The following is a 23,140-nucleotide window of genomic DNA, read 5'->3' as shown; positions in this document are numbered from 1 at the left end:
CGTGAGGCGCGCGTCGGACGGACCGCCTCTCGACCCGGCGGTGCCCGCACTGCTCGCCAAGGTCGGCAGGTACCCGCAGCACCACGGCGGGCTCGGCGTGGTGCGCACCCTCGGCCGGGCGGGCGTCACCGTGCACGCCGTCGTCGAGGACCGGCTGACCCCGGTCGCGCTGTCCCGGCACGTGGGCCGCGCGTTCGTCCGGCCGACGACCGGCCTGGAGGGCCCGGAGGAGCTGCTCGCCGCCTTCCTCGCCCTCGGCCGCTCCGTCGGCACGCCCTGCGTCCCGGTGCCGACCGACGACGAGGCCGCGATCCTGATGGCCGAACACGCCGACGCCCTCGCCGAGCACTTCCTGCTGCCGCCGGTCCCGCCGGAGCTGCCGCGGCTGCTGGCCGGCAAGGCGAGCCTGCACGCGATCTGCGAGGAGCTGGGCGTCGGCTCGCCCCGCAGCAGGGCGCCCACCGACCGCGACGAACTCGTGGACGCGGGGCGTGAGTTGGGCTTCCCCGTCGTCCTCAAGAACCGTGACGCGTGGACCCGGCTGCGCACCCCGGCGGTCGGCAGCACCACCGCGGTGCGCGACGAGCGCGACCTCCTCGACCGCTTCCCGCCGGGCGCGCTGCCCCCGGTCCTGGTGCAGGAGTACATCCCGAGGGAGGGGGCCGAGGACTGGATCACCCACCTGTACTGCGGGGCCGGCGGTGCGCCCCGGGTGGTGTTCACCGGCCTGAAGCTGCGGTCCTGGCCGCCGCACGCCGGGGTGACGACCCGGGCGGTGGCCCTGGGCAACCCCGTCCTCGGGGAGCTGGCGGCGGACCTGTGCCGCCGGATCGGCTACAGCGGGGTTGCGGACCTCGACTGGCGCTACGACGGCCGCGACGGGCGGTACAAGCTGGTGGACTTCAACCCGCGGACCGGCGCCCAGTTCCGCCTCTTCGAGAACGTCGAGGGCGTGGACGTCGTACGGGCCCTGCACCTCGACCTGACGGGCCGTGACGTGCCGTCGGCTCCGCAGGCCGACGGGCGGGTGTTCGTGGCCGGCCACCTCGACCTGCCGTCGGTGGCGGCGTGGCTGCGGGAGGAGCACCGGCTGCCGCACGGCCTGCTGCCGGTGGCGGAGACCGAGCGCGCCTGGCTCAGCGTCGAGGACCCGCTGCCGGCCCTGGCCGAGGCGGTCCGCTTCCTCGGCACGGTCGCCCGCCGCCTCGGCCGCGACGTGCGCGCGAAGGCGACGGCCGGCCGGGCCTGACGGTGCGGACCGGTCCGTGATCCCCGGCCGTCCGGCCTGCAGCCGGCTCCGGAGTTCCCGGTCGGCCGCCTTGCCACGGCCTGGTTTTTCGCGGCCGGATAGGCTCAGCGTCGTGGAGTCGCAGGAGAAGAAGAGTCGTCGGCCCTGGGTGGTGGGGGTTTCCGGGGCGTCGGGTACGCCGTACGCCGCCGCCGTACTGAGGGGACTGCTGGCCGCGGGGGAGAGCGTCGACCTCGTCGTGTCGCGGGCCTCGCGGCTCACGCTGCTCGACGAGACGGGCATCTCCTTCCGGGACGCCCACTGGCGCGAGGACCTGGCGGCCTGGCTGGCGCGGGGCGCGGACGGGAAGCCGGACGCCTTCGACGTCGCGGACCGTCTGGACGACGTGCGGTACTGGGCGGCCGGTGACCTGGCCGCGGGGCCGTCCTCGGGTTCGTACCCGGCGAAGGGGATGCTCGTGGTGCCGGCCTCGACCGCCGCGGTGGCGGGAGTGGCGCTCGGGCTCTCGAAGGACCTGCTGCAGCGGGTCGCGAGCGTGACGCTGAAGGAGCGGCGTCCGCTGGTGGTCGCCGTGCGGGAGACCCCGCTGAACGGACAGACGCTCAAGCACATGGTGGCGCTGGACGAGGCGGGCGCCGTGGTGCTGCCCGCCTCTCCGGCGTTCTACGCGGGGGCGACGCACATCCAGGATCTGGTGGACTTCGTCGCCGGGCGGGTGCTCGACGCGGCAGGGGTGCCGCACGGGCTGTACCGCCGTTGGGAGGGAGAGCTCGGTGGAGCACTCCCCACTGATTAGCGCTTCTTGGCGCGCTTCTTCGCGGCGCGCTTCGAGGCGGCGGACGGCTGGTGGGCACGCGAGCGGTTGGCCAGGTCCTGCAGCTCGCGCATGCGTGCGTAGGCCATCTCGATCGTGTACACGGTGAACACCACTCCTGAAAGATCGTCTTTGATCTGCTGAAAGATTCACAGGGTGTCGCCCCTGTGTACCTTAGATTCTACACCTAAACTCGCGGTATCGCTGGACAATGGAAGGTTCCTCCCTATGGACGCCGTGGACAGGCAGCTCATCCAGGCCCTGCGTGAGAACGGACGCGCCTCGTACGCCGAGCTCGGCCGCCTCGTGGGGCTCTCCGGCCCCTCCGTCACCGACCGCATCAACCGTCTTGAGGCGGCGGGAGTCATCACCGGCTACCGCGCCACCGTCGACGCCGCCTCGCTCGGCCTCGGCGTGACCGCCCTGATCGGCATCTCGCTCTCCGACGCCGCCGACCACGAGGACGTGGCCCGCCGGCTCAAGGACCTCGCCGAGATCGAGGACTGCTGGTTCATCGCCGGCGACGACTCGTTCATGCTCAAGGTCCGCGCCAACGACGTCGACGGCCTGGAGAAGACGATCCGCCGGCTCTCCGGCACCAAGGGCGTCTCCCGCACCCGTACGACCATCGTGCTCTCCACGAAGTGGGAGAACCGGGTCGGGGAGCTGCCCGAAGAGGGCTGAGAGTACGGTGGGTAAGCCTTGGTTTCGGAGATAAAGGGAGGCGGGCCGTATATGGACGCGGGGCTCAAGCGTGAGCTGGAGCAGAAGGTCCGGGACGGTGAGCGGCTGAGCCGTGAGGACGGCATCGCCCTGTACGAGTCCGACGACCTCGCCTGGCTCGGCGGTCTGGCCCACGAGGTCCGGACCCGCAAGAACGGCGACGTGGTCCACTTCAATGTCAACCGGCATCTGAACATGACCAACGTCTGCACCGCCTCCTGCGCCTACTGCTCCTTCCAGCGCAAGCCGGGTGAGAAGGACGCGTACACCATGCGCATCGAGGAGGCCGTGCGCCTCGCGAAGGCGATGGAGAACGAGAACCTCACCGAGCTCCACATCGTCAACGGGCTGCACCCCAACCTGCCCTGGCGCTACTACCCGCGCTCGCTCTCCGAACTCAAGAAGGCCCTGCCGAACGTCTCCCTCAAGGCGTTCACGGCCACCGAGATCCACCACTTCGAGACGATCTCCGGGATGTCGGCCTCCGACATCCTCGACGAGCTCATCGAGGCCGGTCTGGAGTCCCTGACCGGCGGCGGCGCCGAGATCTTCGACTGGGAGGTCCGGCAGCACATCGTGGACCACCGCACCCACTGGGAGGACTGGTCCCGGATCCACCGGCTCGCCCACGAGAAGGGGCTCAAGACCCCCTCGACCATGCTCTACGGGCACATCGAGGAGCCGCGCCACCGCGTGGACCACGTGCTGCGGCTGCGCGAGCTCCAGGACGAGACCGGCGGCTTCCAGGTCTTCATCCCGCTGCGCTACCAGCACGACTTCGTCGACATGCAGGACGGCAAGGTCCGCAACAAGCTCCAGGCGCGCACCACGATGGCGACCGGCGCCGAGGCCCTGAAGACCTTCGCGGTCTCCCGGCTGCTCTTCGACAACGTGCCGCACGTCAAGGTCTTCTGGGTCATGCACGGCGTCCAGACCGCGCAGCTCGCGCTCCAGCACGGCGCCGACGACATGGACGGCTCGGTCGTCGAGTACAAGATCACGCACGACGCCGACAACTACGGCACCCCGAACAAGCTGGGCCGCGAGGACCTGCTCGAACTGATCCGCGACGCCGGCTTCCGCCCGGTCGAGCGGAACACCCGGTACGAGATCATCCGCGAGTACCCCGGCCCGGACGCCGACCGCCGCGAGACCCCGCAGGCGATGCGTTTCTGAGGCGCGCCACCGCGTCGCACCACGCGAAAGGGCCGGCGGGACACCCCCGTCGGCCCTTTCGCGTGCCCGGCGCCGGGCCGGGCGCCGGGCAGCGCGGGCCCGGGGCCGGCGCCGGTCGATGCGGACCCGCCCCGGGGGCGGCGCAGGTCGACGCGGACCCGTCCCGGGGCCGGCGCAGGTCGACGTGGACCCGCCCCCCCGGCCGACCGCCGGTCAGCGCAGGGGCAGCAGCATGACGATGTCGTCGCGGTCGTCGCCCGGGGCCACCCGGATCGCCCCGGGGACGCGGCCGACCTCCTTGTAGCCCGCGCGGGCGTAGAAGCCTTCGAGGCCGAGGCCGCCCCGGCAGGTGAGGCGGATCGCCTCGACCGCCTCGAAGCCGTCGGCCGTGCGGGCGGTCCGCTCGACCGCCGCCATGAGGTCGAGGCCGTATCCCCTGCCCTGGTGGCGGGGGTGGACCATCACCGTGTAGAGCCACACCCAGTGGCCCATCAGCGGGTGGGTGTTGAAGGTGAAGAAGGCCGTGGCGGCGATCTCGCCGGCCTCGTCGCGTCCGACGAGGAGGCGGGTGCGGCCCTCGGCCATCGCGACGACGTGCCGGAGCAGCGCGGGGCGGATGACGTCGGGGGTGGCGGGGGCCACGAAGCCGACCGCGCCGCCCGCGTCGGTGACGTCGGCCCAGAGGGCGAGGACGCCGTCGCGCAGGGCGGGGTCGACGACCGGGTCCACCTCGAAGGTAAGGGTCATGTCGCGAGTGTAGATATTACGAGCCAGGGGGCTCAAGGGATTCCGACCCGTGGACGCGCGGCCCTCGCCCGGCCCTCGCGCGGCCCTCGCCCGGCCCTTCCCCGGCCGGGTGGCCCCCGCTCCCGGACGGTCTCCCGTCCCGTGCTTCACTGGAGGTGCGCTTGTCCCGTATGGGATCTTGGGTACTTTTCGGAAACGTCGGAACGGAAGAGTGGGCTGACATGCTCCGCTACACGCTGATGCGTCTCGGCATCTTCGCCGGATGCTTCCTCGCCCTGTGGGGTCTCGTCTATGCCGGAGTGCTGCCGCGCGGCCTCGGCGACTCGAACCTGCTCTGGGTCCTCGTCCTCTCCATCGTCGTCTCCGCCCCGCTGAGCTTCGTCCTCCTGCGCAAGGTGCGGGACGAGGCGAGCGCCGAGGTCGTGGCGAAGGTCGACCGCGCGAAGGGCCGGCTGGCCGAGAACCGGTCGCGGGAGGACGCGCTCTAGTGCCGTACGGAGGCGCGCGCGGAGACGTGAAGACTGCGTAAGCTTCCTCACAGACGCACACCCCTGGCAGGGCCTTCCAAGGCTCCAGCCAGGGGTGTTCTGCGTTTCGGAGGCGTGACGGGGCTCTCGCATCCCAAAGAATGGCTTTGAGGTTCTCAAAGTTCAAGTGTTAACGTGTTCGGCATGACGACAGCAGTGCGCCCCTCTCATGCCGCGAGCATCCCGCTCGTGGCGCGCCTGCACGTCGACCTGTGCCGCTGTATGTCCGCGGTCTGTCGCCGCGAGTCCTGACCTCCCCGGCATCATGCAGCGGCCCGCGCCCGAGCGCGTGCGTGCCGCACCCCGTCCTCGTACGTCCCCATACGCACCTGTGGAGTGTGTCCGTTGTCCGCGCCCGCGAACGCGCCCGAGGCCAAGTCCTCGTCCCGCATACCGAAGGTCCCCTTCTGGGCCCAGATCATCGCCGGTCTGGTCCTCGGCGCCCTGCTCGGCTGGATCGCCCGCAGCCAGGACGTCTCCTGGCTGAAGGAGACCCTCGGTCAGGTCGGCGACATCTTCGTCCAGCTGCTCAAGCTGGCCGTCGCCCCGCTCGTCTTCTTCGCGATCCTGGTGTCGATCACCAACCTGCGGAAGGTGAACAACGCCGCCCGGCTCGCCACCCGCACCCTGCTCTGGTTCATGATCACCTCGCTGATCGCGGTCGGCATCGGCCTCGCGATCGGCCTGATCACCAACCCGGGCTCCGGCACCGGCCTCACCCCGCAGGACGGCAAGCTGCCGAAGCGCGAGGGCTCCTGGATCGACTTCCTCACCGGCATCGTCCCGACGGACGTCATCACGCCCTTCACCGAGCTGAACGTCCTCCAGATCGTCTTCATGGCCGCCGTCGCCGGCATCGCCGCCCTCCAGCTCGGCGACCGCGCCAAGCCGATCCTCACCCTCTCCGAGTCGATCCTGGAGCTGCTCCAGAAGGCCCTGTGGTGGGTCATCCGCCTCGCCCCGCTCGGCACCGTCGGCCTCATCGGCTTCGCCATCGCCGACTACGGCTGGGACCTGATCGGCAAGTACGCGACCTTCACCGCCGACATCTACGTCGGCTGCGCCCTGGTCCTCTTCGGCGTCTACCCGCTGCTGCTCGCCACGGTCGCCAAGGTCAACCCGCTCCACTTCTACAAGGGCGCCTGGCCGGCCATCCAGCTGGCCTTCGTCTCCCGCTCCTCGGTCGGCACCATGCCGGTCACCCAGAAGGTCACCGAGCGCCTCGGCGTCCCGAAGGAGTACGCCTCCTTCGCCGTCCCGTTCGGCGCCACCACCAAGATGGACGGCTGCGCCGCGATCTACCCGGCGCTCGCCGCGATCTTCATCGCGCAGATCTTCGACGTGCAGCTCGGCATCGGCGACTACCTCCTGATCGCCTTCGTCTCCGTCATCGGCTCCGCCGCCACCGCCGGGCTCACCGGCGCCACGGTCATGCTGACGCTGACCCTCTCCACCCTCGGCCTGCCCCTGGAGGGCGTCGGCCTGCTCATGGCGATCGACCCGATCCTCGACATGATGCGGACCGCCACCAACGTCGCCGGCCAGGCGCTCGTCCCGGTGATCGTCTCCGCCCGCGAGAAGATCCTCGACCACACGGCGTACGAGAACGCCTCGTCCTCCCCGATCGACGACCTCGTCGAGATCGGCGGGACCGACGAGAAGGTCGCGGTCACGACCGCCGCCTGACGCGTACGGCCCCGAAGGTCCACGTGCCCCCCGCCCCCGTCCGGGCGGGGGGCACGTACGCTTTCGCGGGGCATCCAGCGGATCTTGGAAGCAGGGGTGGTCGCCATGGCCGGCGGGACGAAGGCGCGGCGGTTGCCGCGGGCCGTGCGGGAGCGGCAGATGCTGGACGCGGCGGTGCGGTGCTTCGCGCGGCACGGGTACCAGACGACGTCCATGGACGAGATCGCGGAGCTGGCGGGGGTGTCGAAGCCGCTGGTGTACCTGTACCTGAACTCCAAGGAGGAGCTCTTCACCGCGTGCATCCGGCGCGAGGCAGGGGCACTGCTCGCGGCGGTGGCCGCCGGGGTCGAGGACCGGAGCCTGCCGCCCGACGAGCGCTTGTGGGCGGGGCTGCTCGCCTTCTTCACGTACGCGGCGGAGCACCCGGACGCGTGGGTGGTGCTGAGCCGGCAGGCGCGGACGCAGGGGGAGCCGTTCGCGACGGAGGCGGCGCGGATGCGGGACGAGATCGCGGACTTCACGGCCGGGCTGATCGAGGAGGCGGTGCGGGACGCGCGGGGCGGCGACGGGATCACCGGGCGGGACGTGGCGGCGCTGGCACAGGCGCTGGTCGGCTCCGCCGAGTCGCTGGCGAGCTGGGCGAACGAGACGCCGGGGGTGAGCGCGCGGGAGGCCGCGGCGACGCTCATGAACTTCGCCTGGGCCGGACTCGGAAACCTCATGAAAAGCGAACGGTGGTCTCCCCGACGAGGCTTACCGCACAGTAAGGTTACCGGCTAGTTAAAGCTTCGCCAGGGCGCAACGTACCGACGCACGACCTCAGTTCATCGCGATAACCGAGGAGCCGCACGTGTCCGTCGTCACCGCCGCATCCGGCACCGAACCGGTCGAGCCGCACAAGACACTGGTCGACGGGCGGGTACGGGAGGTCACCCTCCCCCCGCTCGTCCCCGTGGTGCGGCGCGGCTCCCTCGCCGACCTGCCCTACGACAACGCCCGCCAGGAACCCGAGACCCCGCTCTTCTCCCGCAAGGACGCCGAGGGGAAGTGGTACGACGTCACCGCCGCCCGCTTCGCCGCCGACGTGCACGCCGTCGCCAAGGGCCTCATCGCCCACGGCCTGCGGCCCGGCGACCGGCTCGCACTGATGGCCAGGACCACCTACGAGTGGACCCTGCTCGACTTCGCCGCCTGGGCCGCCGGACTCGTCACCGTCCCCGTCTACCCCACCTCCTCCGCCTTCCAGACCCGCTGGATCCTCCAGGACTCCGGCGCCGCCGGCTGCGTCGTCGAGGACCCCGAACAGGCCCGGCTCGTCTCCGCCGAACGCCGCCAACTCCCCGGCCTCGCCCACCTCTGGGTCCTGGACGCCGGCGCCGTCGACCAGCTCCGCAGAGCCGGCTCCCGCGTCTCCGACGAGGCCGTCACCGCCCGCCGCGGACTCCTCACCCCGGAGACCCTCGCCACCCTCATCTACACCTCGGGCACCACCGGCCGGCCCAAGGGCTGCGCCCTCACCCACGCCAACTTCTTCGCCGAGGTCGACAACGCCGTCCGGCTCCTCCACCCCGTCTTCGTCTCCGAGAGCAAGGAACCCGCCGCCACCCTGCTCTTCCTGCCGCTCTCCCACGTCTTCGGGCGGATGGTGTCCGTCGGCTGCGTCCGCGCCCGGGTCCGCGTCGGCCACGCCCCCTCCGTCGAGGGCGACGAACTCCTCACCGACCTCGCGGCCTTCCGGCCGACGTTCCTCCTCGCCATCCCGTACGTCCTGGAGAAGGTCTTCAACACCGCCCGCGCCACCGCCGAACGCGGCGGGAAGGCCGCTGCCTTCGACCGGGCCGCCCGCATCGCCCGCCGGTACGGGGGACGGCCCGCGCCCTCGCTCGCCCTGCGGGCCGCCCGGGCGCTGTACGACCCGCTGGTCTACCGGCGGATCCGGAGCGCGCTCGGCGGCCGGGTGAAGTACGTGATCTGCGGCGGCTCCCCGCTCGGCGCCCCGCTCGCCGAGTTCTTCGCCGGCGCCGGCGTCGAGGTCTTCGAGGGGTACGGCCTGACGGAGACCACCGCCGCCTCCACCGTCACCCCGCCGCAGCGGCCGCGCACCGGGACCGTCGGCTGGCCGCTCCCGGGCACGTCCGTCCGGATCGCCGACGACGGCGAGGTGTGGCTGAAGGGCGGCCACGTCTTCGCCGGCTACTGGGACGCCCAGCGCGGGGTGGCCCTGCCGTACACCGACGACGGCTGGTTCCCCACCGGGGACCTCGGCTCGCTCGACGACGACGGCTACCTGCGGATCACCGGCCGCAAGAAGGACATCATCATCACCTCGGCCGGGAAGAACGTGGCCCCCGCCCCGCTGGAGGACCGGCTGCGTGCCCACCCGCTGGTCGCCCAGTGCCTCGTCCTCGGCGACGACCGGCCCTACGTCTCCGCCCTCATCACGCTGGACCACGAGGGCCTCACGCACTGGCGGCGGATGCGGCACAAGGACCACCTGGCGCTCTGGGAGCTGACCCGGGACCCGGAGCTGCTCGCCGCGGTGCAGCGGGCCGTCGACGACGCCAACCGCCTCGTCTCGCGCGCCGAGTCCATCCGCGCCTTCCGGGTCCTGACCACCGAGTTCTCCGAGACCTCCGGCCACCTCACCCCCTCCCTCAAGCTCAAACGGCGAGCGGTCCTAAGGGACTTCGCCCGGGAGATTGAGGAGATGTACGGGCCCGGGGCCGAATAGGCGCTCGGGCGGGGCGGTCCAGCGGTGGGTCGAGCGGTACCTCGGGCGGGTCGGCCCGGCGGCCGGTCGGGGTCTCACAAGGTCTGCCAAGGCCCGACGGGGCCTACGGCCAGAGGAGTTCGCGGGTCCAGCCGCCGGCCTCGCGGCGGTAGCGGAGGCGGAGGTGGCGACGCCGCTCGTCGCCCTGGAAGAACTCGACCTCGGCCGGTTCGACCACGTACAGCGTCCAGGTCGGGGAGGGGGCGTCCGGCTCCGCCTCGGCCCGCCGCCAGGCCGCGGCGCTCGCCTCGGCGAGGGTCCCGGGGGAGTCGAGGACCTCGCTCTGCCGGCCGACCAGGGCGGCGGCGAGGGCGCCGGTGGTGCGGGCGTGGAGGTCCTCGTACGCCTCCTCGGGGGTGCCGGTGGTGACGTGGCCGCGGACCCGGACCTGGCGGCCCCGGGCCGGCCAGTAGAAGCCGAGCGCGGCCTCGGGCCGGGCGGCGAGCTGGCGGCCCTTGGCGCTGGTGGCGTGGGAGGCGAAGTGCCAGCCGCGCGCGTCGGCGTCGTGCAGCATCACCGTGCGGACGTCGGGCCTGCCGTCCTCGTCCACGGTGGCCAGGGAGAGGGTGTGCGGCTCGGTCTGGCCGGCCGTGACGGCCTCGGTGAACCAGTCGTGGAAGAGGGCGAGGGGCTCGGGCGGGGCGCCTGCCGGGTCGAAGGACGGGAGCGCGGTGTCCCAGACCCGGAGCGAGCGCAGGGCGTGGTGGAAGTCGGTCATGCGGCCACGGTAGGGCGCGGGTCGGCGGCTCCGGCGGTCGGCGCGGCGTAGTCCTCGATCGGGACCGCGTTCGCCGCCGCCTGGATGCCGTCGCGGATCTTCTTCGCGATGAGGTTCTTCCAGGGGGTCTTCGGCAGCGTCCGCACCATGAGCATGCGCAGGGCGATCTTCCACTTCGAGCCGACGGTCATCTCCTTGACGAAGCCCTCGGCCATCCGCTGGTTCTGCTCCACGCCCGGCCGCATCCGCTCCTCGTAGCGGGCGAAGGCCACCGTGTGGTCGCCGTGGGCCCTGGCCAGCTCGCCGGCGAGGACGTACGCGCCGGTGAGGGCGAGGCCGGTGCCCTGTCCCGAGGCGGGGGAGGAGCAGTGGGCGGCGTCGCCGAGGAGGACGACGCGCCCCTTCGACCAGCGGTCCATCTCGACCAGGGACATGGAGTCGAGGTAGAAGTCGTCGGCGTCCGCCGCGTGCCCGAGGAGCCGCGGGATCTCCCAGCCGTCGCCCGTGAACCGGTCGGCGAGGGCGCGCTTCTGGGCGGTCACGTCCCGGGGGTCGTGGGGGAGTTCCCGGGGCGAGGAGAAGATGAAGAGGTTCTTCGCGTCGGCCTCGCCGGCCGAGCTGTAGACGCAGACCAGCTTCCCGGGGAGCGCGTGGTACGTCTCCCAGCGGTCCAGGCCCAGGTGGTTGGGGGCGGTGAAGATGGAGATGTACGCGCCCAGGTGGCGCTTGAACCGCTCCTCGGGGCCGAAGGCGAGCCTCCGGGTGTTCGAGTGGAGTCCGTCGGCGCCGACGACCAGGTCGAAGCGGCGGACGGTGCCGCTCTCGAAGGTGACCGTGACGCCGTCCGCGTCCTCGGCGAGGGCGGCGATCGAGTCGCCGAAGACGTACTCGACGTCGTCGCGGGTCCGGTCGTGGAGGATCCGGGCGAGCTCGCCGCGCATGATCTCGTCGTCCTCCTCGACGCGTCCGCCGAAGATGTCCGCGGGCAGTTCGCCGATGGTGCGGCCGGCGTCGTCGACGTACGAACCGCCGCGCATGTCCGTGGACTTGGCCCGGATCTCGTCGAGGACGCCCATCCGGCGGCAGACCTCGATCGCGGTGCCGCGGATGTCCACCTTGTAGCCGCCGGTGCGGAGTTCGGGGGCGCGCTCGACGACGGTGGCGGTGAAGCCGTAGCGGTGCAGCCAGAGGGCGAGGGCGGGGCCGGCGATCGAGGCGCCGGAGATCAGGACGGTCTTGGCGGCGGTCGTGGTGCTGGTCGTGGTGCTGTTCACGGCAGGACTCCTCGTCGGGTGTCTGCGGGCCGTTCCCCTGCCCGCAGACATGACTATACGGATGTCCTACACGGCTGTCTATGACGCTTGTGTAGATTCTCTCGGCGGTCACCGGCGCCCCGGCCGTGATCCGCCGGGCGGGCCCTACCCCCGGCCGAGCACCACTGTCCCCGAGGAGCAGAACCAGCCCCCCGTCCCCGACGCCACCGCCAGCTCCGGCAGCGAGCCGTCCGCCCGCCGCACCTGCAGGCCCGGAGCCTCCCCGCGCAGTTGCCGCACCGCCTCCACCAGCAGGAACAGCCCCCGCATCCCCGGGTGGCAGGCCGAGAGCCCGCCGCCGTCCGTGTTCACCGGCAACCGGTCCTTCTCCGCGAAGAACGCGCCGCCCTCGCCCTTCGCACAGAACCCCAGGTCCTCCAGGGTCACCAGGGTCATGTAGGTGAAGGCGTCGTAGACCTCGGCCAGGTCGACGTCCGCCGGCGACACCCCCGCCCGCTCGAACGCCAGCCGGCCGCTCACCGCCGCCGGCGACACCGTGAAGTCCTCCCACTCCGACATCGTGGTGTGCGAGACGTGCTCGCCCGTGCCCAGCACCCACACCGGCGCCGTACGGCAGTCCCGCACGTACTCCTCCGCCACCAGCAGCACCGCGCACCCGCCGTCGCTGCGCAGGCAGCAGTGCAGCTTGGTGAACGGGTCCGCGATCATCGGCCCGCCGAGCACCTCGTCCACCGTGATCGGGTCCCGGAACATCGCCTCCGGATTCAGTGCCGCGTTCGCCCGCGCCTGCACGGCCACCTCGGCGAGCTGCTCCAGGGTGGTCCCGTACTGGTGCATGTGGCGGCGCGCGGCCATCGCGTACTTGGCGATCAGGGTGTGCCCGTACGGGACCTCGAACTGGAGCGGGCCACGCGACCCGAACGACAGGTTCGCGGTGCGCCGCCGTGCCCGGATGTCCGCCCGGGCGGTGGAGCCGTACACCAGCAGCACCGCGTTCGCGTGCCCCGCGGCGATGGCGTCCGCCGCGTGACCGACCATGACCTCCCAGGTGGCGCCGCCGACGGCGGTCGAGTCCACCCAGCGGGGGCGCAGGCCCAGGTACTCGGCGACCTCCACCGGGGCGAGCGTGCCGAGCCCCGCCGAGGCCAGGCCGTCGATCAGCGAGCGGTCGAGGCCGCTGTCCGCGAGGGCGCGGCGGGCGGCCTGGGCGTGCAGGGCGTAGGGGGTGGCCTCGTCGACACGGCCGCAGTCGGAGAGGGAGACCCCGACGACGGCGACACGGCGGGCGTTGCGCGTGACGGTCATGAATCTGACGGTACATCAGATTTCTTGAATCGGGACCGGCCGTTCTCTGGGCAACCGACCCCGCACCGCCCTAGCATGACGCACCGTCAGATACGGAGGGAGCCCCATGGACGCCGCCGATCACGCCGCGCTCACCGCCTCGCCGGCGGACCCGCCCGCCGCCCCGCCCGCCGAGGAGCGACGGGACCCGCTCGCCGCCCCGCCAGCCGAAGAACGGCACGAGCTCCGCCGCACCCTGCGGGAACTGCTCGCCGAACGGGCCGGACCCGACGGGAACCGCACGGCCACCCGCACCCCCGAGGGATACGACACCGCACTCTGGACCCGCATGTCCGGCACCCTCGGCCTCACCGCACTCGCCCTCCCCGAGGAACGCGGAGGCACCGGCCGCGGACTCGCCGACCTCGCCCTCGCCTGCGAGGAGACCGGCCGCGCCCTCACCCCCTCCCCGCTCCTCGCCACCACCGTCCTCACCGCCCCGCTCCTCACGGCCCTCGGCACCCCCGCCCAGCGCGCCGAACTCCTCCCGCGCCTCGCCGACGGCAGCCTCACCTGCGCCCTCGCCGTTCCCGGACCCCTCGCCCTCGCCCTCGGCCTCACCGGCGACAACGCGGCGCACGACTGGGCGGGCGGCGGCCGGGCCGGCGGCATCCAGGCGGCCCGCACGACCGACGGCGGCTGGCGGCTGTACGGCGAGGCCACCCGCGTCCTCGACGGTCACAGCGCCGGACTGATCGTCGTCGCCGCCCACGCCGGAGGCTTCGCCCGCAGCCGCACCCTCCTCTTCCTCGTCCGGGCCGACCCCACCGGGGTGCCCGGCCTCGTCCGCACCCGACAGCCCGCCCTGGACCCCACCCGCCCCCAGGCCACCGTCCAGTTCCGCGACACCGCGGCCGAACTCCTCGGCGAGGAACCCGCCGACGTCCTCGGCGCCCTCGCCACCGCCGGCCGGACCGCCGCCGTCCTGCTGGCCGCCGAAGCCGTCGGCGCGGCACGCGAGGCCCTCGACCGCGCGGTCGCCCACCTCGGCACCCCCGCCCGGCCCGGCCGGCCCGCCGCCCCCTTCCCGGCGGCCCGGCACCGGCTGGGCGACCTCCACGTCCAGGTCGAGGCGGCCCGCTCCCTGACCCACTGCGCCGCCCGCGAACCAGGCCCCGGGCCCGAGAGCGGACCCCTCGCCCTCGCCCACGCCCTGGAGGCCCTCCGCGCCACCGCCGGCGAGAGCGTCCACCTGCACGGCGGCACCGGCGCCGGCCGGGAACACGAGGCACACCGCTACTTCGAGCGGGCCGCCTCCGACGAACTGCTCTTCGGACCGGCCCGGAGCCTGCGCTCCCGGGCCGCGGAACGGACCGGACCCTTCGGAGAGGTGGCGGCGTAGATGCCCGTCGGCGTGAGACTCGTACAGAAGGTGTCCTCGACCCGGACCTTCGCCAGGATCGCCCCGCACGTCATCCCGGCCATGGACCGGACCGTGCACCGGCTGACCCGCGGCAGGGTGCTGCTCAGCGCGCGCATGCTCCCCGGCGTGATCCTCACCGCCCGGGGCGCCAGGACCGGGCAGCCCCGCACCACCCCCCTCGCCTGCATGCCCGAGCCCGACGGCGGCTGGCTCCTCATCGGCTCCAACTTCGGCCGCCCCGGCCACCCGGCCTGGACGGCGAACCTCCTCGCCCACCCCGACGCGGACGTGAACTGGCGCGGCGAGGACATCCCCGTACGCGCCGAACTGCTCGCGGGCGAGGCGCGCGCCGCCGCCTGGCGGTCCGCCCTGGAGTTCTGGCCCCCGTACGCCGCCTACCAGGCCCGGGTGGAACGCGAGATCCGCCTCTTCCGGCTGACCCGGAGGTGACCCGGACGCCACCCGGACGCCACCCGCGCGACCCGCAGGCGACCGCGCCCCGGACCGGTCCCCGGACCGGCCCCGGACACGGCGACGCCGACGGCGGTCCCGCTCCGCCTTCCGGGGGAGCGGGCCGCCGCCGGCGTCGACGACAGGACGGGTGAAGGGACGGACGGGGCTATCGGGTCGGCTTCTTGCCGGTGATGCCAAGATGCACCAACAGAGCGAGATTGGGCTTGAGTTCGGCCTGCTTCACGCCCCAGGTCTGGAAGCCCTTCTGGTGGCCGGCGACCGAGGCCAGCATCGCCACCAGGGAGCCGGCCATGGCGGCGGGGTTGACGTCCTTGTCGACCTTGCCCTTGGCCTGGAGCTCCTTCACCGCGTCCGTGAGGGAGTTGGTGACCGAGTTCAGGATCTTCATGCGGATCTTGTAGAACCGCTTGTCCCCCTCGGCCGCACCGAGGTCCACGACCCGCAGGATCGCGTCGTGCTTCCGCCAGAAGTCCAGGAAGCCTTCGACGAGTTCCTCGGAGGTCTGCCAGCCGGCCTTGCCGACCCACGAGCGGCCGGAGACCAGCTCGGTCAACCCGGCGCCCTCCTTGGCCATTTCCTCCGCGATCTCGAGGACCGCTCCCTCGACGTCCGGGAAGTACTGATAGAACGTCGCGGGTGAAGTACCCGCCTTCCGGGCCACATCGATGACCTTGACGTCCCGGTAGGGCGAGGAGCTGAGCATCTCACCGAGGCAGTCGAGCAGCTTCTGCCGCGTCGCCTGGCCGCGTCGTCCGGCCACGCGGCCGTCGACGGTGCGTACTTGTCCTGTCATGCCGTCAGCTTACCGAGGGGCGATCGGCGCGCGATTCGGCCGAGTGCAAATGGGGTGCGACCCCGCTCCGGGGGCGTTCTGCGAGGTGGGTGCGGGTGCGCGGGCTCCGGCGCGGGGGCGGGTTCAAGCCAGGTTGCGGGCGTTCCCGAGCGGGCCGGGGAGCCCTGCACCCGAATAGGCTTATGAACAGGCTGTGGACAACTTCGGTGGACAACCCAGTCACCCCAAGGGTCGCAGGCCCGCAAAGGCCCCGCGAACACCCCTTCCCGCCCGTACCGGGCAGCGCGGGCCGTGCGGCGCCGCCCCCGCCGTCCTAGCGTGGAGCCATGGCCGTACGCATTGAGGGCACCCCCAGCTGGGTGGACGCACAGCTTCCCGACCTGGAAGCGGGCAAGCGCTTCTACGGCGAGCTCTTCGGCTGGACCTTCGACGCGGACCGCGACGAGGCCCTCCTCGACGGGCGCCGCGTCGCCGGACTCGTCCCCAAACGCGACGGCCGCATGCCCACCACCTGGACCCTCTACCTCGCCACCCAGGACGCCGGCACCCTCGCCACCCGCATCAAGGCCGCCGGCGGCCAGATGGTCATGGAGCCCTACCCCGTCGGCCCCTTCGGCGTCCTCGCCCTCGCCGCCGACCCCGGCGGCGCCGTCTTCGGCCTCCGCCAGGCCGGCGACGACGACGGCTTCGCCGTCACCAACGAACCGGGCGCCTTCTGCTGGATGGAGGTGTACACCCGCCGTCCCGACGCCGTCGACACCTTCTACGCCACCGTCTTCGGCTACCTCGGCCGCCAGGCCGACGCCGCCGAGGAGGGCCGCGACGCCTCCTTCGACTACCGCGTCTGGTCGCCCCCCGGCTCCCACCCCGGCGACGACACCGCCTTCGGCGGCCGCGCCGTCATCACCGACGACTTCCCCGCCGAGATGCCCGGCCACGTCCTCGTCTACTTCGCCGTCCACGACTGCGACGACGCCTGCGCCACCACCGAACGCCTCGGCGGCCGCGTCGCCACCCCTCCCTTCGACACCCCCCACGGCCGCATCGCCGTCCTCCACGACAACCAAGGCGCCCGCTTCGCCGTCCTCTCCGAGCCGAAACCCCCGCAAGCACCCCCCACCGCACCCTGACCGCTCGCCGCCGATATGACCTGTGACACCCCGATCCGCCCCCGGGTTCGCAACCGGGCCCTCGGACAGGAAGAATCAGGGCCACGGGGCCGTACCCTCATGGCCCGTACGGGGAGGTGGCAGGCAAGTGGAACAGCTGACGCAGCACGACCCGAGACGTATCGGGCCCTTCGAGGTGCTGGGCCGGCTCGGCGCGGGTGGCATGGGCCTGGTCTATCTGGCGCGGTCGGCCTCGGGGCGGCGCGTGGCGATCAAGACCGTGCGCACGGAGCTCGCGGAGGACCAGCTGTTCCGGGTCCGCTTCACCCGGGAGGTGGAGGCGGCGCGGGCGGTCTCCGGCTTCTACACGGCCGCCGTCGTCGACGCGGACCCGCGGGCGGCCGTGCCGTGGCTGGCCACGGCCTACGTGCCGGCGCCCTCGCTCGAGGAGATAGTGAACGAGTGCGGGCCGCTGCCGGCCCAGGCGGTGCGGTGGCTGGCGGCCGGTGTCGCGGAGGCCCTGCAGTCGATCCACGGCGCGGGGCTCGTGCACCGCGACCTGAAGCCGTCGAACGTCCTCGTCGTGGAGGACGGCCCGCGGGTGATCGACTTCGGCATCGCGTCGGGGGTGTCCAACACGCGGCTGACGATGACCAACGTCGCCGTCGGGACCCCCGCCTACATGTCGCCCGAGCAGGCCCGCGACTCGCGCAGCGTCACCGGCGCGAGCGACATCTTCTCGCTGGGCTCGATGCTGGTCTTCGCGGCCACCGGTCACGCGCCGTACCACGGTGCCAACCCGGTCGAGACCGTGTTCATGCTGCTCCGGGAGGGCCCCGACCTCGCGGGCCTGCCCGACGAGCTGCGGCCGCTGATCGACTCGTGCATGCAGATGGACGTGACCCGGCGGCCGTCCCCGGCGGACCTCCAGGCGCAGTTGGCCCCGCACCTCTTCGGGCCGGGCAGCGACGACAGCGGCACGGCGTCGGCGTGGCTGCCGCACAGCGCCACCGCCATGATCGAGCGGCGCCGGGGCGGCGGCCGTACGCCGGTGCCGCCGGTTCCGGCGGACCCGCCGGAGGGGTTCGCGGATCCGCGGTTCCCGGACCGGGCGCCCGGCGGCCGGCGTCCCGCGCCCGGTGGCGCGCGGCACCCGGAGCCCGTGGGCGGTCCCGGGGGCCGGCACGCGGGCCCGGCGGAGAGCGCGGGCGGTCCCGTGCGGCTCGGGGGAGCGACGGTGCCGATCGGCCCGGGTCCCCGGGTCGCCGACACCCGGGCGGCGCTCGCGGTCGGCCTGAGCGCCGACGGGGGGCCGGCGACGGGCTGGATCCGTCCGCCCGGCGGCGGTCCGCACGGCGCGGAGCCGGGCCCGGCGCCCGGTTCGCGTCCGCTGAACGTCCCGGCGCAGGGCACCGACCAGACGGCGGCCCCGCAGCCGCCGCCGGAGCCGGGTCACTGGCGTCCGTGGCGCTTCCGCATGTCGAACGACGTGTGGGGGACGCCGGTCGTCGACGGCGACCTGCTGTACGTGACCTCGTTCGAGGTGCACGCCCTGGACACGGGGAGCGGCCGGCGCCAGTTCAAGACGCGGGACGTGGCCTGGTCGATGGCGGTCTCCTCGGGCCGCATCCACGCCTCGGACGGCCCGACGCTGTACGCGCTGGACGCCAACGACGGCGGTGAGCGCTGGCGGCTGCACACGGACGCCTGGGTGTACTCGCTCCAGGTCGACCGGGGCACGGTCGTCACCGGGACGCGCGGCGGCGGGGTGCAGGGCTGGGAGGCTTCCAACGGCGCGAAGCTGTGGGAGATCACCGGCGCCCAGACGGACTTCGAGACCCCGGAGGCGGGGCCCGCCGTGCACGGCGACACCGTGTACGTGTGGCGGGACGCGCGGCTGCAGGCCCTCGACGCCCGTACGGGGGTGGAGCGCTGGTCGTACCCGATCGGCGACGCCGCCTCCTGTGCCAACGTGCCGGTGCGGGTGGCCCCGGCGGAGGACGGCTGCGTGTACGTCTCCGCCGGCACCCGGGTGCTGTCGATCGACATCGCCGGCGGGCACGTCCGCTGGCACTTCGAGGCGCCGGCCGTGTTCCTGTCGCCGCCGGCGTTCGCGCCCGGACCGGCGGTCACGGGCGGCGGGGTGTACCTCTCCGACCACCTCGGCACGGTGTACGCACTCGACGCGACCACCGGCCAGGACCGCTGGCGGATCGCGACCGAGCCGCGCCAGTCGGCCGAACCGGTGCTGGTCGCCGGCGGCAGCGTGCACGTCGGCAGCGGCAGCGCGCTGTACACGCTCGACGCGGTCACGGGTACTCCCCGGTGGCGGTTCGCGGCGGGTGGCGAGCTGGTCGGTTCGCCGGTCGTCGCCGACGGCCGGGTGCACTTCGGCTCGGCCGACCACGTGCTCTACACCCTGGACGCGACCGGCGGTCAGCTCCGCTGGAAGCTCGCCACGGGCGGCGAGATCACCGGTTCGCCGGTGGTGCGGGGCGGCGTCGTGTACGCGTGCAGCAAGGACCGCTGCGTGTACGCGCTCGACGCGGTCAAGGGCACGGCGACGGGCCGGGGGTCCGGCGGGCGTTAGATCGGACAGGGCCTGGGGCGGACGTCCCCCCAGGCCGGTCCGGGGACCCGCTGCCGCAGGACGCTAGCCCTGCGGCGGCGGGTTCTCGCGTTCGGGGTCCGGGGTCGGCACGTCCCAGGTGCGGGTCGCCGCGTACGGGGTCGAGGCCTGCGGGTGGCGGGTCGGCGCCTCGGGGGTGCCGGGTTCGCCGCCGGGGCCGGTCACGGGCGGGCCGTCGAGCGTGGGATGGGTGGGGCGGTACTCCGGGTCGAGCCGGTGGGCGTGGCTCCCGTGGCTCCCGTGACTGGACCGGCCCGACATGACGAGGGCGCCGAGGAGCAGCAGGACACCGCCGCCGAAGGCGTTCGCGACGCCGTCGCCGAGGCCCCTGCCGTCGCCGGAGATCACGAGGCTGCCCTCGGCCTGGCCGACCCGCACCATCCAGAAGACCGTGAAGCCGAGGACGACGACCCCGGCGAGGGCGACGAGGAGGCGGGAGCGGAGGACGACGCCGACGAGGGCGAGCAGGGCCGCGAAGGCGAACGGGAGCAGGATCGAGGCGAGCACGTCGGACCGGGTGTCGGTGATGCCGGTGAAGAGTTCGTCGATTGCGTAGTCGCGGCCGTGACGGCCGTCGTACCAGGCACGGAAGGGGCTCCAGACGGCGGCCGTCGCTCCGGCGAGAGCCAGGACCGAGCCGACGACGTTGCGGATCATCGATGCGGCCTCCTTGGCGGTCCTGCTCTCGTTCCCGACGCTACGCCGGGTGCGGGGGGCCCGCCACGCGGCACCGGGGCATCGCCTAGGGTGGCGCGGACACGACGAACAGGACGGGGGCGGCGATGATACGGACGCGTCTGAAGCTCGCGGCGACTCTGGCGGTGGTGGTGCTCGCGCTGACCGGTTTCCACACCGGGAAGGGCGGCCACGGCAGCAGCAGCGGCGGCGGCAAGAGCGGCAAGAGCCGCAGCCACTCCGACGACGACTCGGGCGGCGGCTGCTCCAGCGACGAGAAGAGCAACGACGACTACAGCGGCTCGGGGAGCTCGTCCGGCTCGGGCGAGTACACCTATGACCCCGCGCCGTCCGCCTCTCCGACGGCGGGCGCGACCGTCGAGGTCGTCGACTGCGTGGATCCCGCGCAGAAGAAGCGCAAGGGCAAGCCGGCCCGCAAGGCGGACACCACGGCGACGGTGAAGATCACCTCGGACTCGTGGACGGAGAAGACCTTCCGCGTCGTCGTGTACTTCGAGAGTGCGGACCGCAAGGAGGTGGACCGGACGGAGACGACGGTCACGACCGGTCGCACGAAGACCTTCGAGGTGCCGATGACCCGCCCGGGGACCGTCGGACAGGTGAGGAAGTGCTTCGCCAGCGTGCTGGGCGAGGTGACGGGGGCCACCCCCACGGGCACCCCCGGCACCCCGTCGCCTACCTCGTCCTGAACGCCGGCCCCCGCCGGGTGAACAGCTCCGCCTGGCGGTCCGCCGGCAGGTTCCCGAGCGTCACCAGGTGCGGGGCGTGGGCGAGGGCCTGGGCGCGGGCCGCCTCCCTGGTGGACCAGAGCGCCCGGACCGTGCCCTGGACGGCCTCGGTGGGGCAGGAGGCGATGACGGCGGCGGCGGCCAGGGCGGCGGTCAGCGCGCCGCCGGTCTCCGTGACCTCGCTGACGAGGCCGGTCTCGTAGGCCCGGCGGGCGGAGATCCGCTCGGCGGAGCCCATCAGGGCCATCCGGGCGACCTCCCCGTGGGGCATCCGCTGGGCCATGTGGATGGTCTCGAAGGCGCTGACCATGCCGTAGGTGGTGTGCGGGTCGAAGAAGGTGGCGTCCTCGCCGGCGACGAGGAACTCGGCCTCGCCGAGCAGGTAGAAGGCCCCGCCGCAGGCCATGCCCTCGACGGCGGCGATCACCGGTTTCCACAGGTCGTTCGCCTTGGGCCCGATCGCGAGGAGCGGGTCGTCGATCGTGTACGGGGACGAGGGCTGCGGCACGTTCCCGGCGGCCTCGCGGTCGATGCCGGTGCAGAAGGCCCGTCCGCCGGCGCCGGTGACGACGATCGCGCGGACCTCGTCCTCGTACCGGAAGCCGCGCCAGACGGTGCCGAGCCCGCGGGCCATGTCCAGGGTGATCGCGTTGTGCTTCGCGGGCCGGTCGAGGGTGACGACGGCGACGCCGGTCTCCTTGTCGCGCTCGACCCGGACGCTCATCCGCGCTCCAGGAGCCAGCGGGGGACGGTGACGCCGTCGATCTCGGTGAAGGCGACCCGCACCGGGGCGCCGATGCGGAGCCGGGCCGGGTCGACGGAGTTCAGGGGTGCGTCGGGGGCGGCGACGACGTTGCCGACGAGGCGGATGCGCGGGGCGTCGGCGAGTTCGACGAGCACCGCGTTGTACGGGGCCTGGGCGGCGTACTCGGGCAGCAGGGGCGGGTGGGGCAGCACGTACGACCAGATCCGGCCCCGGCCGGACATCAGCCGCCACTCGCTGTCGAAGGAGTGGCAGTGCGGGCAGCAGGGGCGGGGCGGGAAGCGCAGCTCGCCGCAGTCGGGGGCCGCGCAGGCCTGGACGCGGAGCTCGCCCCGGGCGGTGTACTCCCAGAAGGGGGCACCGTCCTCGTCGGTGACGGGGGTCAGCATGGCGGGATCATCTCCTCACGCGCGAAGCAGGACGGCGGATGTGGGGACGCCCTCGCCCGCCGTGACCAGGCAGGTGGCGGCGTCGGGGACCTGGGCGGTGGACGTGCCGCGGAGCTGCTTCACGCCCTCGTTGATGAGGTTGAAGCCGTGGACGTACGCCTCGCTCAGCCCGCCGCCGCCGGTGTTGAGGGGCAGCCGGCCGCCGATCTCCAGGGCGCCGCCCTCGGTGAACGCGGCGCCCTCTCCGCGGCCGCAGAAGCCGTAGCCCTCCAGGGAGAGCGGGACGAGGGGGGTGAAGGCGTCGTAGATCTGGGCGACGTCGACGTCCTGGGGGCCGAAGTCGGCCTGCTTCCACAGGTGCCGGGCGGCGGTCCAGGCGGGTCCGGAGAGCGGGTCGTCGTTCCAGTAGTTGACCATGCCGTGGTGCTGGGCGGGCAGGCCCTGGGCGGCGGAGTGGACGTACACGGGCTTCTGCCGGCAGTCGCGGGCCCGTTCGGCGGAGACGATCACGCAGGCGAGGGCCCCGTCGGTCTCCAGGCAGTTGTCGAAGAGGCAGAGGGGTTCGCTGATCCAGCGGGACGTCATGTACATCTCGCGGGTCAGGGGCCGCTCGTACATGATCGCGGCGGGGTTCTGGTTGGCGCGGTTGCGGCAGGCGAGGGCGACGTTGAAGAGGTGGTCGCGGGTGGCGCCGTACTCGTGCATGTAGCGGCGGGCGAGCATGCCGATCTCGTCGGCGGGGCGGAGCAGCCCGTAGGGGCGGGTCCACTGGCCGGGGGTGGGCAGCTGGACGGCGGTGTTCTTCCAGGGGCGGGGGCCCGAGCCGCGTTTCCTGGACCGCCAGGCGACGCCGACGCTCGCCTGGCCGGTGGCGACGGCGGCGGCGAGGTGGCCGACGGTCGCGCACGAGCCGCCGCCGCCGTACCCCACCTTGGAGAAGAAGGTGACGTCGCCGGCGCCGATCGCCTTGGCGACCTCGACCTCGTCGGTCTCCTCCATCGTGTACGAGGCGAAGCCGTCGACCTCGGAGGGGTCGATGCCGGCGTCGTCCAGGGCGGCGAGGATCGCCCGGCAGGCGAGGGCCTTCTCGGTCTCGGGCAGGTGTTTGGCGAAGGCGGTCTGACCGATTCCGACGATCGCCGTGGCGTCCTTGAGCACCGAACCTCCT

At 73.0% G+C, this 23,140-nt stretch carries 23 protein-coding genes; 13 read left to right on the top strand and 10 right to left on the bottom strand.

From position 1 onward, the window contains the following. Nucleotide 1 precedes the first annotated feature (1 nt). The gene (locus ACIQFX_RS24755; protein WP_402467176.1) at nt 2–1,249 is read left to right on the top strand and encodes an ATP-grasp domain-containing protein; all 1,248 of its coding nucleotides are present in this window, start codon (nt 2–4) and stop codon (nt 1,247–1,249) included. A 112-nt stretch (nt 1,250–1,361) separates the two neighbouring features. Next, entirely contained in the window at nt 1,362–2,045 is a 684-nt protein-coding gene (locus ACIQFX_RS24750) for a UbiX family flavin prenyltransferase (protein WP_402467173.1), read from the top strand. Here ACIQFX_RS24750 and ACIQFX_RS24745 read toward each other — a convergent pair. Next, nucleotides 2,042–2,179, bottom strand: coding sequence for a hypothetical protein (locus ACIQFX_RS24745; RefSeq protein ID WP_164875197.1), 138 nt, complete (start codon nt 2,177–2,179; stop codon nt 2,042–2,044). The two genes, ACIQFX_RS24750 and ACIQFX_RS24745, sit on opposite strands and share 4 nt — an antisense overlap. 112 nt (nt 2,180–2,291) lie before the next feature. On the opposite strand from ACIQFX_RS24745, the gene ACIQFX_RS24740 reads away from it, so the two are divergent. Both ACIQFX_RS24740 and mqnE read left to right on the top strand, forming a co-directional pair. Next, nucleotides 2,292–2,747, top strand: coding sequence for an Lrp/AsnC family transcriptional regulator (locus tag ACIQFX_RS24740; protein WP_017241016.1), 456 nt, complete (start codon nt 2,292–2,294; stop codon nt 2,745–2,747). A gap of 51 nt (nt 2,748–2,798) precedes the next feature. Continuing rightward, nucleotides 2,799–3,962 (top strand): aminofutalosine synthase MqnE, encoded by a 1,164-nt coding sequence (mqnE, locus tag ACIQFX_RS24735; protein WP_376484722.1) that lies wholly within the window; start codon nt 2,799–2,801, stop codon nt 3,960–3,962. Between the two features lie 213 nt (nt 3,963–4,175). On the opposite strand, the gene ACIQFX_RS24730 is transcribed toward mqnE, so the two are convergent. Next, on the bottom strand, nt 4,176–4,709 hold the full coding sequence (locus ACIQFX_RS24730) for a GNAT family N-acetyltransferase (protein WP_402467169.1): 534 nt from the start codon (nt 4,707–4,709) through the stop codon (nt 4,176–4,178). Nucleotides 4,710–4,930: 221 nt separating this feature from the next. Between ACIQFX_RS24730 and ACIQFX_RS24725 the strand changes: the two genes are divergently transcribed. The 4 genes from ACIQFX_RS24725 (at nt 4,931) to ACIQFX_RS24710 (ending at nt 9,653) form a co-directional block, all read left to right on the top strand. Next, entirely contained in the window at nt 4,931–5,197 is a 267-nt protein-coding gene (locus ACIQFX_RS24725; RefSeq protein ID WP_402467166.1) for a DUF4229 domain-containing protein, read from the top strand. 384 nt (nt 5,198–5,581) lie between these two features. Next, complete coding sequence (locus tag ACIQFX_RS24720; protein ID WP_402467164.1) at nt 5,582–6,922, top strand: dicarboxylate/amino acid:cation symporter; 1,341 nt, start codon at nt 5,582–5,584, stop codon at nt 6,920–6,922. A gap of 105 nt (nt 6,923–7,027) precedes the next feature. After that, complete coding sequence (locus ACIQFX_RS24715; protein ID WP_402467425.1) at nt 7,028–7,702, top strand: TetR/AcrR family transcriptional regulator; 675 nt, start codon at nt 7,028–7,030, stop codon at nt 7,700–7,702. Between the two features lie 70 nt (nt 7,703–7,772). Then, the gene (locus ACIQFX_RS24710; RefSeq protein ID WP_402467161.1) at nt 7,773–9,653 is read left to right on the top strand and encodes an AMP-dependent synthetase/ligase; all 1,881 of its coding nucleotides are present in this window, start codon (nt 7,773–7,775) and stop codon (nt 9,651–9,653) included. Nucleotides 9,654–9,756: 103 nt separating this feature from the next. Here ACIQFX_RS24710 and ACIQFX_RS24705 read toward each other — a convergent pair whose 3' ends face one another. The 3 genes from ACIQFX_RS24705 to ACIQFX_RS24695 form a co-directional block, all read right to left on the bottom strand. Beyond that, a complete protein-coding gene (locus ACIQFX_RS24705) occupies nt 9,757–10,410 on the bottom strand; it encodes a pyridoxal 5'-phosphate synthase (protein ID WP_402467158.1) in 654 nt (217 codons plus the stop codon). Next, nucleotides 10,407–11,684 (bottom strand): FAD-dependent monooxygenase, encoded by a 1,278-nt coding sequence (locus tag ACIQFX_RS24700; protein ID WP_402467157.1) that lies wholly within the window; start codon nt 11,682–11,684, stop codon nt 10,407–10,409. Before ACIQFX_RS24700 ends, ACIQFX_RS24705 begins: the two co-directional genes overlap by 4 nt. Before the next feature lie 144 nt (nt 11,685–11,828). After that, a complete protein-coding gene (locus ACIQFX_RS24695) occupies nt 11,829–12,989 on the bottom strand; it encodes a thiolase C-terminal domain-containing protein (protein WP_402467153.1) in 1,161 nt (386 codons plus the stop codon). A gap of 106 nt (nt 12,990–13,095) precedes the next feature. On the opposite strand from ACIQFX_RS24695, the gene ACIQFX_RS24690 reads away from it, so the two are divergent. Continuing rightward, a complete protein-coding gene (locus tag ACIQFX_RS24690) occupies nt 13,096–14,370 on the top strand; it encodes an acyl-CoA dehydrogenase family protein (protein ID WP_402467150.1) in 1,275 nt (424 codons plus the stop codon). Then, nucleotides 14,371–14,841 (top strand): nitroreductase family deazaflavin-dependent oxidoreductase, encoded by a 471-nt coding sequence (locus ACIQFX_RS24685; protein WP_402467147.1) that lies wholly within the window; start codon nt 14,371–14,373, stop codon nt 14,839–14,841. It abuts the gene before it with no gap. A 169-nt stretch (nt 14,842–15,010) separates the two neighbouring features. Here ACIQFX_RS24685 and ACIQFX_RS24680 read toward each other — a convergent pair whose 3' ends face one another. Next, the gene (locus tag ACIQFX_RS24680) at nt 15,011–15,658 is read right to left on the bottom strand and encodes a TetR family transcriptional regulator (protein ID WP_017241026.1); all 648 of its coding nucleotides are present in this window, start codon (nt 15,656–15,658) and stop codon (nt 15,011–15,013) included. A gap of 326 nt (nt 15,659–15,984) precedes the next feature. Here ACIQFX_RS24680 and ACIQFX_RS24675 point away from each other — a divergent pair, with 326 nt between their 5' ends. After that, nucleotides 15,985–16,788 carry a VOC family protein gene (locus tag ACIQFX_RS24675; protein WP_402467144.1) on the top strand — a complete coding sequence of 268 codons (804 nt, stop codon included), beginning with the start codon at nt 15,985–15,987 and terminating at the stop codon, nt 16,786–16,788. 127 nt (nt 16,789–16,915) lie between these two features. Continuing rightward, nucleotides 16,916–19,357, top strand: coding sequence for a PQQ-binding-like beta-propeller repeat protein (locus ACIQFX_RS24670; protein WP_402467142.1), 2,442 nt, complete (start codon nt 16,916–16,918; stop codon nt 19,355–19,357). 63 nt (nt 19,358–19,420) lie between these two features. Here ACIQFX_RS24670 and ACIQFX_RS24665 read toward each other — a convergent pair whose 3' ends face one another. Further along, entirely contained in the window at nt 19,421–20,053 is a 633-nt protein-coding gene (locus tag ACIQFX_RS24665) for a hypothetical protein (RefSeq protein WP_402467140.1), read from the bottom strand. Nucleotides 20,054–20,178: 125 nt separating this feature from the next. Between ACIQFX_RS24665 and ACIQFX_RS24660 the strand changes: the two genes are divergently transcribed. Next, complete coding sequence (locus ACIQFX_RS24660; protein ID WP_402467137.1) at nt 20,179–20,781, top strand: hypothetical protein; 603 nt, start codon at nt 20,179–20,181, stop codon at nt 20,779–20,781. Here ACIQFX_RS24660 and ACIQFX_RS24655 read toward each other — a convergent pair. The 3 genes from ACIQFX_RS24655 to ACIQFX_RS24645 are packed head-to-tail and all read right to left on the bottom strand — an operon-like array spanning nt 20,768 to nt 23,130. Beyond that, a complete protein-coding gene (locus tag ACIQFX_RS24655) occupies nt 20,768–21,544 on the bottom strand; it encodes an enoyl-CoA hydratase/isomerase family protein (protein ID WP_402467134.1) in 777 nt (258 codons plus the stop codon). The genes ACIQFX_RS24660 and ACIQFX_RS24655 overlap by 14 nt on opposite strands. Further along, complete coding sequence (locus ACIQFX_RS24650; RefSeq protein ID WP_402467132.1) at nt 21,541–21,972, bottom strand: Zn-ribbon domain-containing OB-fold protein; 432 nt, start codon at nt 21,970–21,972, stop codon at nt 21,541–21,543. Before ACIQFX_RS24650 ends, ACIQFX_RS24655 begins: the two co-directional genes overlap by 4 nt. A gap of 15 nt (nt 21,973–21,987) precedes the next feature. Continuing rightward, on the bottom strand, nt 21,988–23,130 hold the full coding sequence (locus tag ACIQFX_RS24645) for a lipid-transfer protein (RefSeq protein WP_402467130.1): 1,143 nt from the start codon (nt 23,128–23,130) through the stop codon (nt 21,988–21,990). Between the last annotated feature and the right edge of the window lie 10 nt (nt 23,131–23,140).

Source organism: Streptomyces sp. NPDC093089, assembly GCF_044754405.1.
In the GTDB taxonomy this organism is placed as follows: Bacteria; Actinomycetota; Actinomycetes; order Streptomycetales; family Streptomycetaceae; genus Streptomyces.
Note: the sequence above shows the minus strand (reverse complement) of the source record. Positions and strands in the feature narration are given on the sequence as shown.